12 protein-coding genes are annotated in these 14,748 nt (G+C 41.6%); 1 reads left to right on the forward strand and 11 read right to left on the reverse strand.

Annotation, left to right across the window (positions count from 1 at the left end; translation table 11 throughout):
* The first annotated feature begins 168 nt into the window (after nt 1-168).
* Nucleotides 169-1,584, forward strand: coding sequence for a sensor domain-containing diguanylate cyclase (locus HC733_RS13525; protein WP_190365576.1), 1,416 nt, complete (start codon nt 169-171; stop codon nt 1,582-1,584).
* A gap of 19 nt (nt 1,585-1,603) precedes the next feature.
* Here HC733_RS13525 and ylqF read toward each other — a convergent pair whose 3' ends face one another.
* The 11 genes from ylqF to HC733_RS13580 all read right to left on the reverse strand — a co-directional run bounded on the left by ylqF (nt 1,604) and on the right by HC733_RS13580 (nt 14,736).
* Nucleotides 1,604-2,557, reverse strand: coding sequence for a ribosome biogenesis GTPase YlqF (gene ylqF / locus HC733_RS13530; RefSeq protein ID WP_190365577.1), 954 nt, complete (start codon nt 2,555-2,557; stop codon nt 1,604-1,606).
* Nucleotides 2,558-2,853: 296 nt separating this feature from the next.
* The gene (locus tag HC733_RS13535; protein ID WP_190365578.1) at nt 2,854-3,276 is read right to left on the reverse strand and encodes a hypothetical protein; all 423 of its coding nucleotides are present in this window, start codon (nt 3,274-3,276) and stop codon (nt 2,854-2,856) included.
* Between the two features lie 37 nt (nt 3,277-3,313).
* Complete coding sequence (locus tag HC733_RS13540) at nt 3,314-4,543, reverse strand: acyl-CoA dehydrogenase family protein (protein WP_190365579.1); 1,230 nt, start codon at nt 4,541-4,543, stop codon at nt 3,314-3,316.
* Complete coding sequence (locus tag HC733_RS13545) at nt 4,536-7,853, reverse strand: ATP-grasp domain-containing protein (protein WP_190365580.1); 3,318 nt, start codon at nt 7,851-7,853, stop codon at nt 4,536-4,538. Before HC733_RS13545 ends, HC733_RS13540 begins: the two co-directional genes overlap by 8 nt.
* The gene (locus HC733_RS13550; protein ID WP_190365581.1) at nt 7,843-8,904 is read right to left on the reverse strand and encodes an aminotransferase class I/II-fold pyridoxal phosphate-dependent enzyme; all 1,062 of its coding nucleotides are present in this window, start codon (nt 8,902-8,904) and stop codon (nt 7,843-7,845) included. The genes HC733_RS13545 and HC733_RS13550 overlap by 11 nt, the downstream gene beginning before the upstream one ends.
* Nucleotides 8,901-9,557 carry a tyrosine-protein phosphatase gene (locus HC733_RS13555; protein WP_190365582.1) on the reverse strand — a complete coding sequence of 219 codons (657 nt, stop codon included), beginning with the start codon at nt 9,555-9,557 and terminating at the stop codon, nt 8,901-8,903. Before HC733_RS13555 ends, HC733_RS13550 begins: the two co-directional genes overlap by 4 nt.
* On the reverse strand, nt 9,554-10,882 hold the full coding sequence (locus HC733_RS13560) for a B12-binding domain-containing radical SAM protein (RefSeq protein WP_190365583.1): 1,329 nt from the start codon (nt 10,880-10,882) through the stop codon (nt 9,554-9,556). The genes HC733_RS13555 and HC733_RS13560 overlap by 4 nt, the downstream gene beginning before the upstream one ends.
* A gap of 6 nt (nt 10,883-10,888) precedes the next feature.
* Nucleotides 10,889-11,503, reverse strand: a complete 615-nt coding sequence (locus HC733_RS13565; RefSeq protein WP_190365584.1) for a hypothetical protein — start codon at nt 11,501-11,503, stop codon at nt 10,889-10,891.
* Between the two features lie 19 nt (nt 11,504-11,522).
* Nucleotides 11,523-12,152: a 2OG-Fe(II) oxygenase gene (locus HC733_RS13570; protein WP_190365585.1), complete on the reverse strand. Its 630-nt coding sequence runs from the start codon at nt 12,150-12,152 to the stop codon at nt 11,523-11,525.
* Entirely contained in the window at nt 12,149-14,062 is a 1,914-nt protein-coding gene (locus HC733_RS13575) for a hypothetical protein (protein WP_190365586.1), read from the reverse strand. Before HC733_RS13575 ends, HC733_RS13570 begins: the two co-directional genes overlap by 4 nt.
* Nucleotides 14,063-14,079: 17 nt before the next feature.
* Nucleotides 14,080-14,736, reverse strand: coding sequence for a 2OG-Fe(II) oxygenase (locus HC733_RS13580; RefSeq protein WP_190365587.1), 657 nt, complete (start codon nt 14,734-14,736; stop codon nt 14,080-14,082).
* Nucleotides 14,737-14,748 lie beyond the last annotated feature (12 nt).

The raw sequence follows: 14,748 nt of genomic DNA on the forward strand, positions 1-14,748 counted from the left end.
CTACATTGCTCATATCGGTGACGGTAGATATGAAACTTAAAAAGCCCCTTGCGGGCTTTTTTTATGTTCAGACTTCGCTCATTACACACTGTAATTAGCTGTAATCGACTATAAAATCAACACCGTGTATGATGCTATTCACTTCAAGCGTGAATAATAAAAATACTCATGGACCATGCTCGACGCCGCTGTAATATCACATTAACTCTGTTGTTATTGGCTGGGTTTACTTTTACTAGCTGGTTTAGCTATCACATGGCTCACCATTCGCTTAGCGAAGGTATTGTGGATGATGCACTTCCTCTTACAAGCCACTTAATTAGCACTGATTTACAAAAGCAGCTGCAAGGGCCTATTTATGTTGCCCAAAGCATGGCACAAAACCACTTTGTTCATCTATGGCTCAAAAATAACCAAAGCGATACAGACCAGCTTTTCGCCTTTTTAAAGAAAACTAAAACTCTATTTAAAAGCCAAACCAGTTTTTTAGTCGACCATAGAACAAAAAAGTACTATCACTTTGATGGCCGCACCAACCAGCTCAACCTAAACTCCCCAGAAGCGGCTTGGTACAACGAAGTCTTAAACTTTACAAAACTGGATTACGTGTTAAATGTTGACGTATCTCCACAGGACAACTTTAACCCCATTGTGTATGTAAACCATAAAATCATTGCAAACAATGAGCTGCTCGGCGTGACAGGCGTTGGTATTCAACTCGATGACTTACAACACCTAATCAATTACTACCAAAACCAGTACAAACGTAAGGTCTATTTTGCAGACCATCAAGGACGGCTGATTTTTTATAATCAAAATAAAATGCCTAGCCAATCACTGACATCTGAATTTTCCGAGCACCTTGATGCAATTCTTAAGCAACCTAACTATAAGTTCTCGATTAAGCAACAAGGCATACTGAGGCTTATCAACTCACGTTACATTCCTGACTTGGGCTGGCACTTAATGGTTGAGCAAACCTTTACACCAGAAACAAAATTAACTGATGCACTGATAGCCAATCTGTTGTTGGGAGTGGTGATCACTTTGTGTATTTTGGCCATAGCACAACTGACTTTTAACCAATATCAAAGACGGCTAGAAGCTATCGCATTAACAGACAAACTCTGTAATGTATTAAATCGCCAAGCTTTTGAGCCCCTGCTACAGCGCCATATTTTACGTGCTAAACCCGGCCGAGTGCCGTTGAGCTTACTACTGTTAGATATTGACCACTTTAAGCAAGTTAACGACCAGCATGGCCACTTAGTTGGCGACCAAGTGTTAAAACACTTTGCCCAGCTATGTATGGCCGTTGCCGATAGCAGCGATATTATCTGCCGCTGGGGTGGTGAAGAGTTCATGATTTTGATGCCTAATGCGTACATCGACCATGCCACACAATTTGGGGAACGCTTAAGAGCGAAACTCGCTGCGTGTGATTGCATTGTACCTATCACAATCAGTATTGGCGTTGCGCAATATCAACCACAAGAAAGTGAAGATGACTTTATTAAGCGTGCTGATGACGCTTTGTATCGAGCAAAACGGTTAGGCAGAAACAGAGTAGAGTTGGCTGCGTGATGCAGCCAACATAGTGTGGTTAGCGTCTATTTTTACGAGCACGAGCCCGACGTTGTTTTTTCTCTTCTTCTTTTGCGGCCTTTTTAGCTTCTGCTTCTGCACGTAACTGCGCCACCATCACTTCTTCTTCTTCACGCATCTGCGGCGTTTCCATAGTGATACGGCCAATCACAGCATCGCGCAGTTCATTGATTAAAATTTCAGACATTTTGTGTGTATCGATTTGATTGCCGCCTCTGATACAACCGCGCTTTTTCCCAGCCATTTCGATAAATTCCCAATCTTGTTCTGGTAATTCATCAATTTTATAGCGCGCTTTCAGCAACTGAGGATAAGCCTGTAAAAGGTACTCTGCGGTATAGCTTGCCACTTCTTCATAATCAATGGCAGTATCTCTAATAGCCCCCGTTGCGGCGAGTCTATAACCTGAGTTTTCGTTTTCCACTTTAGGCCATAACATGCCTGGTGTATCGTATAGCATAATGCCGTCGTCTAGCTTGATCCGCTGTTGTGCTTTAGTGACGGCGGGTTCATTACCAGTCTTGGCAACGATGCGCCCAGCTAAAATATTAATGAGGGTCGATTTACCCACATTTGGAATCCCCATGATCATCGCTTTAAGCTGTTTGTCTGCTCCAACTTTTTGTGGCGCTAACTTTTTGCATAACTCATTAATTTTATGAACTTCTGCCGCTTTATCATGACCAAACGCAAGCGCCTTAACACCATTTTCTTGCTCAAAGTAGGTCATCCACTGCTGAGTCAATTCAGGGTCCGCTAAATCGGCTTTGTTAAGTATTTTGATGACCGGTTTATCTGCGCGAAGTACCGACACCATGGGATTTTCACTACTGTAAGGGATACGTGCATCCAGCACTTCTATGATCACATCCATCTGCGGCATGATCTCTTTGATCTCATTACGAGCCTTATTCATATGCCCAGGAAACCACTGGATACCAGTTCTACTCATTTGTTTTAAAACCTTTAGTTTAATAAACGCTATCTTTATGGTACTAAATCGGGTATTAAATGTTTTCCCTCCTGATACGCTTATACATGATGACTTAGCCGTAAGCGGTATCAGTTTACTACAAAAGTAAGCATTGATGAATCAACCAAATTACTATTCACTTATTGGTTTGAGAAAAGAGCCAACTTACACAGCTCCAATACACAACACTCGTCTCATATGATAGTTGTGTATTGGAGCGCTGTTGAGAAGTTCAGTGATAAGCCCAATAAAGCTGACCACTGAACGTGACTTGATTACAGTTTGACATTTCCGATAACTGAGAACTGCTCATACTCAAATGGCTTGGCCAGAGCATGATGCGGAAAGTTCTTAATATGATCTTCGCCATTTCCACGCTTTTCAGCAAAACGTTTAAACGCTTGATGGTAATCGGATCTTGAACGCCAAATTGTCAAATGAATGAAAGGCCCACCTTGCTCTGAAGGCTTAAGCATCAAATGGAACAAACTGCCAGAAATAACATAATCACTAACCTTTGAGAATCCTAACATATACTCTGCGAGCTCTTGCTCACTACCTTTTTTTGGATAAAGCTTAATCATTGAAACGACAGGCACTTCGATAGTAGAGTCATTTTTCCACCAACCCACCCCAAGCATCATGACTGCCGTCATTATAGGTACAAGGATGACGACAATTAAGATTTTTTTTAACATTATTTTCTCCATTATTGAATACACATATCTTCCCTATCTAGGGTAAATTTATTTCGGCTATGATTGAGTCATACAAGGACTCAACCCAACTATTTGCAGGGGAAGCGACCCCCATAAAGAATGACGCTCGAACATCTCTACATAAACGAGACAGAACAGATCCCTCTTGATAGCTTCTTCCCCCACAAAGCTGCATCGCAATATCAACGAGCTCGGTTGCATTTTTCTCTATTATCTGTCCAACTTGTAAACAAGCTTGAAATGAGTTTTGGATCTGGGTGTCAACTGCCAGCGTTCTTTGAGCCAACTCGATCTGTTCTATCCCATACGATAAAGCACTTCGAGCAGAAAAAAGTCGAATACTCGCATCCGCAACCAATTGTTTTAAACGCGCGCTTGGATTGCTATCGTCACTGTGTTTTAAAAATAGTTCGATTTGCTCATAAGCCTCTTCAGCGATGCCAAGATACGCTGCAATTATAGGAATTGTCCCTAAAGATCTACCATTGAAGTCTTTCGGCTTTATCCCCCATTCACCTCTGTCTATAAAATCCTTATGATCCATCTGCACCTGATCAAAATATACCTTTCCACTGCCTGAGCCCTTTAATCCCATACCATACCACGTGGTATCCACTTCAAGGCCAGGCTGTGATTTTGGAATCATAAAAGTGCCAAGTCTAGCCCCTTCTCGTGTATCTACTCTCACTCGCGTGTAAAAGTGGGTAGCTACAGGAGCCAAAGAAACAAAGTCTTTTCGCCCTTTTATGATAAACCCATGTTCATTCGCCAATGCACGCGTTCGTACTTCCCAAGGCTGGATACCATGTTCTGATACTGCAGAGCTGACAATCATGTTGTCAGTTACCAATGCACTGAGCCATGTTTTCAAACGCTGTTTTTTTATGGCACATACTGTCGAGTGATAATCTCTTGAGAAATATACCGTCAACGCAAAGTGCATGCTTAAGGACAAACCCAATGATGCATCATACTGCGCTATAGCTGTCACTATTTTGCATACACCACTCAAAGAATGTACACCGCTGCCACCTAGCTCTTTCGGCGCACAAGCAGCCGTTACACCCAAACGCTGAAGTAACGTGAGGCTGTCAAATGCAAAAGTATTCGTTTGATCACTTTTTACGGCGTTAGCTCGAAGTTCTTGTGCATGTTTATGAATGGCTTCACACACTAAAACTGACACATCAGATATGTACAATTGCTCCAAAGGACTAACTTGAAATGGTGTTAAAGCTTCAGACATCCCTTCCTCCTTCAACCATTTTTCGTACTTTAGTAATTGACATTCCACCAATATGTACAATATCCAGTACATGCAGGTCTGGTGAGATAGCTTGTGTCAGAGGTAGCGATAACTGACATATTCCAGGCTCAATTTGCCAATATTGATGCCCAATTGTTTTGCCAAGTCCCTTATCAATGAATGTCGCAAAGACATGCTGCTTGTCATTCCCAAACAGACTGCTCATCGGGGCTTGGAAAGTTAAAGGGACAGGTTGGTCACCGCGAACAACTTTTGGAACCGAAAGGTTTTCTAAGCACTGCTCATTGAGAATGTAAGATTTAAAACCGCAGACAGGACAATCATGCCTAATATCCGCAACGCTTTGAGACACTAGAATATTCACCTCTGTAACTGACTCCGGGCTTTGGCAACGTTCGCAAGTAATAATTTTCAAAGGCTCTCGACCAAAAACACGCTCAGTGTCGCCAAGAAAATGAGTTGGTATGCGGCCGCCTAAGCTATTAACTATGCTGCACATCACCTTATCCCACTGCTTAACATCTTGTACTATGCGGATCCAGATCTGCAGTGTATTTTGATTCCACAGACCATCAAGTAGCATTTCACCAACCAATTGGCTCAAGGCTTGGAAGTAAACTTCAATATTACTGCGAATTTTTGATAGGTGGTCTAGCGCTGTACGAGCCTGAGCAAACATATTTTCACAGTTGCCAAATAGCCAAAGATTGTCCATATTCGCGAAAGAAAGTTTCAAAGTATTTTCAAGCTGGATGGCACGCCTTAGACGTTCAGGGAATTGAAAAACAATCACAGCCAAATCTTGACTCAAAGCAGACTTGTCCTCAAATTCATATTGCCTATCAGGTTTGTGAGTGACTAATAAATGCTCACGCCCTCGAATTACGGTATCAGCACCATTTACTTGGATTACTTCTCCTATCTGATCCTTTTTTATCTTTAACAAATCAACAGTATTTACCTGTATCGTTCTCTCACGATCGTCCACATAGGGATCGCCAATTAGAATCAACTCTTTTCTACCAATAAAATCATCTAGCGCAGAGATCATATCTGGAAGTTGGTACCCGTTTTGAAGAAGGCTTGCACTTCCAAATGAAAGCCCCCAAGGAACAGGTATCGGCGAAATCGTACTAACAAACAAACGCGGGTATCCTTCGATACAAGCCAATGCTGAACTCACCGTAGATGGATAAATTTCCTTTGCCACAGAGACTCCATTGCAGCTAAGCAAAAGAAAGGACTCAGTTTTCAAACAGTTAAAGTGAGAAAGCGTAATTGAAGGGTCATGAACACGTTTACATCTTTTTTGCTCACCGTTGTTAACACAGCCATTTAGCACAGCTTCCGACAAGTCATATTCATACTCTTCATACAAACCACATAAGACTGCCTGATTTAAATTCACATGTGCACCTTCTCCATGTGCAACAACAACTAAGCTTTTTCGGTAATTAGTCTCATTCAGGAACTTTTCTGGATCATAGTTTTGTAAAACTGGAGAAGTAGGCTCATAGAAATCAGCTTGCTTTTGATGAATAGCATCTATTAATCCAGTCCCATCGACATAGGCTGTCCGCAAGCGGTTTTTTAGCGCTAAAAAACAAATAGCGGCACGATCATGACCTGTAAAAACCCCCCAGCGACATTGCATTTTAGCACTCAACTCGACAAGTATCTTAGTCTTGAGTTCATTTTTACAGCCAATGATCAACATTGATTTATATGCATCAGAGGCAGCTATAATCGCGTCAATACTAGCAAACTTCTTGACCACTCGACCCGCCAAACCAGCATAATACTGTGCGATAGCTTGATGTGAAGTATCTATATATACAACAGGGTGCATTTGACCATCACATACCTTTTTCACTAGATAGTGATAGCTTTTCAATACTCGTTTCCAATGCTCAAAGCGTGACTGTGTCGTTGGTTTTATCAGTGGAAGACGCCCACTAAAAATGTATGAACGCCAATGTAATGTGAACGCTTCTTCGGTTAACCAGACTACATTATCTGCGTTAAACACACCTGCACTAAATTCTGTGTCATCTTCGCCATGCTCACTCCATCGAGTCCGCTCCACCCACCACCTTGATACCTCATTAACTGCATCATAAATAGTAATATCTTGTGTCTGTTGCAAAATAGCTTTGGCAACATGATCCGAGACTGATTTTGCGCCATGATAGTATGTATTTAGACTTCCTATAGCTTGATAGTCTACAACACAATCTTTATCACACTGAGTCGGGAGACTATTCAATATGCCCTGTTGTGGAGGAAACCAAATAAAGCCCGCCATTTTCCTCGGTGAGCATACTTTAATGTCGTGCAACAATCCAGCTTGTGCTTGAAGTGTCACTTGATACAAATTAACACCGAAAGCCTGTTGATAAACTGGTACATGACCACACCCACCAGGACGACACGCAATTTCATTAAAGACAACAACACCATTAGGGCAAACAAATACTTCAGCATGGAAAGCAAACAATGTATCTGTTACAGCTAATGCACTTATAGCTTGCTTGACACACTCACATACTGGCTGAAAGTCTTTATGTGTTGGCTCAATCATCCAACTTTGTAGCAATTCCCCATGTACAGCTTTGAGATTTGCCGTCGTTCGTGATGGCCAAATATGCTTGACTTCTCCACCTACCATTAATCCATCTATTGTGTAGAATTCGCCTTCGATCCAAGCTTCTATTAACCATTGCCCATCAGTTAATGTATCCGAATTGTGTTCAATAAAGCACTCTAAATCAGACTCTTCATGTACTATGCTTACACCGACAGAACCTCCGCCGAACCGAGGCTTGATTACCGCGGGAAAGCCATACTCCAAAATAAATTGCTTCAATACATGCTTGCTAGTGACTAAGGACATACTCGCAACCATCACACCGGCCTGCTTCAGTTGGCTCTTCATTTCCCACTTATCTCGATAAGCAATGGCTGACTGCAGGCTTTGCCCAAAGATACCTAGTTTTTGACGAATTTTTGCAGCACGAAGAACATCAACCTCTGCGCTTACTAGTACCCGATTGACATGGTGTTTTTTCGCTAACAAATATAAAAATTGTTCATGAGATGGTGAATCATAGTTATCAAGGACCACAACCTCCTTAAATTGGCCAGCGACTGATTCCAGCTCATGTTCATTAGTAACAGAACTTGCTGTCACAAGAACGAGGTCGTTGTGTTTATAGTCAAGCCAACTGGGGAGCTCTGACACTATGCGTCTACGGTTGAATATTAAAAATGTCTTACGATTACTTGCCATGATTGCTTTCTAATTCCTTGATGCTTCTTAGTAAACAAGACAAAAACGGTTGCATAAAGCTGGTATCACCAATTGCAAATCGGATCATATGAGAGAATTTTTTATAATCAGTCAGATGCTTTATCCGATAACCGGTTTTCAGCAACATTTCTGATAATTTCTTTGCTTCGTGTTCACTTGGTAAAGCTATTGTTAGGAAGTTTCCTCCTGATTCGATTATATCAAAGCCCGCATTTGATAGAACAAGCGATGCTTGTTCTCTTTGCACCTTTATCTCCCTCCAAATTTGCTCGAATATGGGTTGTTTTTGTAGAAAATAACAAGCGATTTCAAGAGATAAAGCACTGACATGATGTTCAATATTACTCTCAAATAGTGATTGGATGATATGTGACTCTGCTACAACAAAACCGATTCTCTCACCGGCAAAGCCATGAGACTTTGACATGGACTGCACAACTATAACTCGACCTTTAGCGTATGAAAACCGCTGCCAAACATCACCTAAAAAGGCTTGATAACAGCTATCAAGCACAAGTAGGTGGTCATTTAATTCGGCCACCTCAATCAACTTTGACAGCTGCTCATCGCAAACCCAACCACCAATGGGTCCGCATGGTGAAGTTAAAGCAATTAAAGCTTGCGTTGTTGACCTTGCGGCGTTTATGAGTGGACAAAAGTCATTATCCAGTGGTGATATTTCTATTTTTTCACAGCTTAGGTGATATAACTGCGACGCGCGTTCCCAAGCGAAGTAATTTGGGAATGAAAGCAGTAGCTTCCCTTTCCCTTTCTGTTGACGATTATAAGTCTCACAAATTAATCTAATCGCACTATCAGTACCTGGCGTAATAAGTAAATTATCAGGGCCTACATTCATCCTATGCGCCATCAAATTTACGTAATCACCATAATCGGGATAACGCCCTAAACACGAAAAGTCGATTGCCGTTTTGGCTTTTTCGAACAGTGAGGGCAGTAAATAATGGTGTAGTTCGTTACTGCTGAGATTTATAATCCCTGCTTGTCTATATCTACGCTTGATACTCATTGCTGGGTAAGTCCTTTTGCCTGCAAGCCACTCCCACACAACTGAGTCGGCCGTATATCTCTTATTGCTTGCAAACAATCTATACCTGAAATAGGTGTTAGTGCCTCTAAACTCTGCCATCTTGAGGGCAGCAAGTGCCGCTGTGCGATGAGGTATGTCATACTTAGTTCAAAGTTTTTACTTATGCGCTTTGCTGATTCCCCAAAATATTGCTGTATCAATGCCGTGACCATTCCAGTTCTATCTTTACCTAAAGAACAAGCAATAACACATGACTCACCATTATTGAGACGTTGAATGACTTCAGATGCAACGTTTAAATACTGCGGCATCACAGCTTCATAACGCTTTAAATCAGGCTCCTCGTGAGACTCCTGATCATGAACTGGCAAGTTAATGTACTTCCAACCAAGGTTAATAATCGTACTTGGCGTGCCATCTCTTTGCAGTTCTTTTTGAGTGCGCAAGTCAACATAAGTACAGGGTCCAAGATGTTGGCAGATCTGTGTAGTTTGAGCTGGTTGACAAAATGAAAATGATGATGAACGAAACAACTTCGCCCCTTGCACATCAATGCTCTTTACCAACCTAAAATTAGCAATAATTTCTGGATATATAAGCTCATCCAGCATTGTTAGTTTCTCTTTTCTCATTTTCCCAATCGTTCTGGTATCGCTTGTGTTGCAGTTGTTTCGTATAGATCTTTTGCAAATATAAATTCCAGATACTCTTCAGGGCTTATATCTGTATTTTCTAAGTGAGTAACATCAGAAAATATTTGCCGATTAAAGAAACTAATTTCTCTTTCGCTCATCTGTTCATGCATTTGGTGATACGGCGTATAAAGTGTCGGTCGAGCTCGAGCATTTGCTTGTTGGATCATTGTGATTGTTTGTCGAGTTCCTGCCAGAGTGGTCCCAGGTAAACCCACAATGACAAAACAATTCAGTTCTACCTTATACTGTTGACACCATCGTGCGACTGACTGAAATTGTTCGCTAGGAGAGTTCTTTGCTCTGGGTAAGGATTTTGCAGCATCATGTTCTAGCGTTTCAACGCCTACACTGATCCGAATACATCCTGATTCCGCCATCAGCGCTATTAGCTCCTCATCAAGATACTGAAGTGTCGTTGCACATTTCCAAGGATAGTGCTGACCAGTTTTAATAAGCACTTTACAAAGCTCCCGAACCCAATGTTTATTTAGCGTAAAGGTTGGCGCATAAAAAGACACATACTCGAATGCTTCCTCTTGGAAACTTTGCTGAATATATTGTAGGGTCTTTTCTACGCTTACACGTCTCTCCTTGCTCCCTTGCATCCAAGGTACATCACAGTATTCACATCCTATAGGGCAACCTCGAGCAACTGGTACAACCAATTCTCGTCTATCAGGTATGCCGCAAAACTTGTTTTGATCGTCTTTATATAAATTCTCATAACAAAGGTAGGGGATCTCTGTCACATCAGGAAACTCCCAAAGTTGAGGGTCCAAATAAGTACCAGGATCTTTACTCAACTTCCAACCAAGAGGAGTATTGACCAGCTGCCCATTTGGAATTTGTTCCAACGTACAGCCAGCGTCAAACCATTTAATTATAGATAAAACACTACTTTCGTAGTCACCCGATTTAGCTATTGCATCTAATTGATAGTTTATAAATGCCTTTGGGATTTGGTTACTTAAGCGACCAACTGTTATAGTCTGACTTTTAGGTAAAATAGCCTTAGCGTAATCAGCCGCTCGGCGGACACCTTCAATCATGTCAAAGTCGTTGAAAATCACCACAACATCATACTTGCCTTGAAACAAGGTGCTGCCAAATTCCTTCCAAGTAAAATTCAATGCTCCAGCATCGATTACATCTACATTAAATCTCTGTTTACGTAAAAATGCCGCAACAGAAAAAGCGGGCAACCGGTGCCCCGCATTGAAATAGCTTGGCACACTAGGTGGCCAACAGATTAAAATTTTCATAAACACCTACTTATGTTTAGAACAGAAATAAATCTGACCTGAATCAAAAGACTGTTTAAGCTGTTGTAACGACAAGCTTCGAACTTTCACGCATTTTGATTCAAGAAAAGGAAGGAATAGTGATGTTCGAACACTTACGTCACGAGAAACAATAACCGTCTGCACATCATAGTGAAGTAATTGCGCCATCAATACTTGGTGATCAGAGTAATGATATTTCACAATTTTCTTTGTCAGTCCCAGTAAGTCTTTCGTCGCCTTGGTTCTCTCACCTTTGTCGGCTTGCTCACGAATTCGCTTAGGTAGATATTGATGGAACCCGAGCTTTATCTTGAGTGCCCTTAAGTAAACACGATAAAGAGAACGAGGCACCGTAGAGTCAACGATGAGCACAAGCTCCGCTCGCGGCAATCTTAAATTCAAGGTAGTTAAATGATTACCATCAATCAACCACTGCTCTTGTTGTACTAAATTAGATAGCTGCTCATGCCAAACACTTTCGCTTGGCCTGCACCAATTTTCGCCCCAGTATAAATCATCTAAATGAATGAGTGGCAATGCGCTAAGCTCTGCGATTTCTTTTGCAATAGTGCTTTTACCTGCTCCTGGAGAGCCAAGCACAAGAATTCTTTTATAATGACTAAGCCTCATCACTACCACCGATGAGTCCGTGGACTAAAAACGAGCATCTTGCATCATCAACACCTTCAATAACAGGAGCAACTTGATGCCAAGAACAATGAGAGCGGCCCAAAATAACGGACGAACCCAAAACAGGGATGACACGTCGTACAATGTCGCTCGCATCGTTCTGAGCTAACACATCAAATGTTCCTCCCCAGTGTGCTTGCCAATTTATGTTGAAATAAAAAACGTGGCTAAATAGTTTATCTTCACTATCCGTATGAGGCCCCAACCAATCACCAGGTCCGTGCTTGACGAAGCGGAGTTCTAATTGCTCCGCAATAGGCTGGTTCAATAATTGAGCCACGGACCTTCTATACACTACACTTTGAATTTCATTAATAAACTGTTGCCAAATTGTGGGGAGGTACTGATGCCCCTCATCTGTTGGCAGTGAATAGTTACGATATGATTTACCTTGCAAACGAGTGCTTCTATCTAATCGAATAAATCCTTCTTTTGGAAATGACTCTGCTAGGTTCATTGCATCTGATAAGCCTAATAGTTCTTGCTCCTCAGCGACATGCCAACAGTATGGGAAATGGCTTGGCGTTTGCCCAAACCATTCATAGTTCAAAAAGCTCACTGTTGCTCCTCAACTACTTCTTTTTCGACTTCTCTAGGCACGCAAACCAACCGAGCTCGACAGTACGCATAATCAAGACCCGATACAGCTAAGATTCGAATACTGTGCAAATCAAAGCTCAATGTTTGAGGCAGTTCGAATTCGAATGTGACATATTCACAATCTGTTGTGACGTGTTGTGCAGTGTCTTGCACACACAAATCCATTGCTTTATCGAAAAAACGCAAATTTATGCTCACAGCACCACTTAGTTGCTCGGTCCTTGGCTGGTGCTGTATTTTAAGAGTTAAAGTAAAGACGTCACCTGGAAAAGCAATCTTAGTTTGCTCAACTATTTCTATACCCAACCCATGTGTTCGATACTCACTAACAGGACCACACACTAGACACATTTGTGCTGTCCTTTTGTTTTCATCAGGCTCAGAGCGCCCGAAAAAGAGCGACTCCATAGTTGAATTACATCTTGGACATTTCTGTTTTGATACAACTTTTTCCACTATTTGGTCATAATGAAAAGCGTCATATGGGTCAAGGTTTTGCCTGAGTTTCAATAAGTTTTCGGATAAACACCGATCCCATTGACGGATCAAAGATTTCAATGGAAAAAAGGAACGATAGTAAGCCTTAAGCTCTTCTCCTGATGGACCTAATTCAGCCCGTTTAATTAAATAGCTGGTCAACATGCTTAGACGAGCAAGCTTGTCATCTAGCTGCTCTGCAAATTCTGGTAACTCTTCACCCAGCCAGTGCTTAAATGTTCTTAACAGCCTTCTAGCATATTCACTTCGTTTCACAACTTGTGATAACCAATTCTTAGATTGCTCAAACTCACATCCGGTGTCAGCAATCCGAATTCTTGTGTGATGCGAAGCTCCATCTACTGTATATGAATAGGAAGGGTTTCCCATTAATACGAACGCATTTTGCTGATTTAGTTGCGCACTTATTCTATTTAACCCCGTAACGATCCAGCCTAGCGATGCTCCGCGGTCTAGATTATCCATGACAAACGTAACCATAGCGTCCGTGACAACCACAGGGCGAACTGATGTAATTAACGCACCACACCAAGCTTCGCTAAGAGCTAATGCCATTGAGACTGGAGAAGGATACAATTCAGATGAAACATTAAACCCATTGCAGCAAAAAAATACTATAATGGGGGCCCTAACCTCATCGGCAAAAACAACGGAAATATGCTCGGATTGAGCTCGTTTACATTGATGATGTTGCTTAGAGCAACCAGCTCTTGGTGACTGTTCAAATTCATTATCTTCCAGCAGACCGCAAACAGTAACCCCTGGAAGCTTTGCATGGCTACCTTCTCCATGACTTCGTAAAATCTTAAATTTTGTCTCTGTAATAAGGCTTTGCATTGTTTCTAAAATATCAGTCTCTGATGGCTGATAACGATGCAATGGAGCATCGAGTTTCGCAGTGCCAGCTACAGTTTTTTTAATTGATAATGTATTTTTCAACAATAAAAAGCTTATATGAGCGATGTCACGTCCACATATAAAACCAATTTCAGTCGCAGTTAAACTAGCTAATTGCGTTAAATTAGCAATTGCAGAAGTCTTAAAGCTATTAGCAAACCCCACAACTAAGAAGCAACTATCAGCGCCGAGTTCTACGAGCTTTGGGACATCCGTAAAGTCTAGATAAGTAATGATCTGCGCGCTATCGTAAAAATAACGACATAGCGGCTCAAGTGCTAAAGGACATATCACCACTAGATCACTTACGATTGGTTCGATATCTAAAGCGTATTGCGATTCAATAACCGATTGCCATCGACTTTGAGTACTACGTTGTTTAGGAGAGACCAGAAAAAGTGACTCTAAGCAGAACTTTTTGTTCACAAAGCAAAAATCTTCGCCCACCCATTCAATTTTCGTTTGCACGGTCACTGTACGACTTCCTTCATCTACTTACTCCAAAACCAGACCTGTAACAAACGCCTAGGGACCGGACTCTCATGCGGGATCAAGTTTACACTGTGCCAAGCATTATCTGTTCTATGCAGTACCACCGCATTATTATTAATCGGGGGGATTTGCTTAATAACGTCATCTTTGGACTTTGAGCGAAGAATGTTTAATTCTCCACCCACATCGGGGGTCCAATTTTCGGTCAGATACATCAAATGCGTAACTTTTTTGTGGGGTTTATCAACATGGGGTTGAAAATATGAGCCTTGTCCAAACTCCCAAAAATGAGCCTGAAACTCGAGCTTTGAAACATCAAACTGTGCCGCTTCACTTATGCTTTGTCGATATTCTTTTGACAGTAGCCCTTGTGCTACGTCCAGCCAAATCGAATCTAGCGTTTGCGGTGAAAACACTTCTGATTGCCCTAACTCCAGCAGCGTTCGAGTTCTCACATTATGTTGATACCAAGCTGGCGTTCCTTTTTTCCCCAGTGCTTCTAACAATTTCCTTTGTGAATGAAATTCAAAGTGATCAGATGGAAAAGCTGATGCTGGGATCTCCCTATTAAACACACCCGAATAAGTGCTATAAGGCAGTTCAGGGGCCGATACTTTCGCTTGCGAGAGCGCATCATAGTTAATAATAGAAGCCATATAAATTCCTTA

Source organism: Pseudoalteromonas sp. S16_S37 (genome assembly GCF_014694405.1).
Classification (GTDB): domain Bacteria; phylum Pseudomonadota; class Gammaproteobacteria; order Enterobacterales; family Alteromonadaceae; genus Pseudoalteromonas.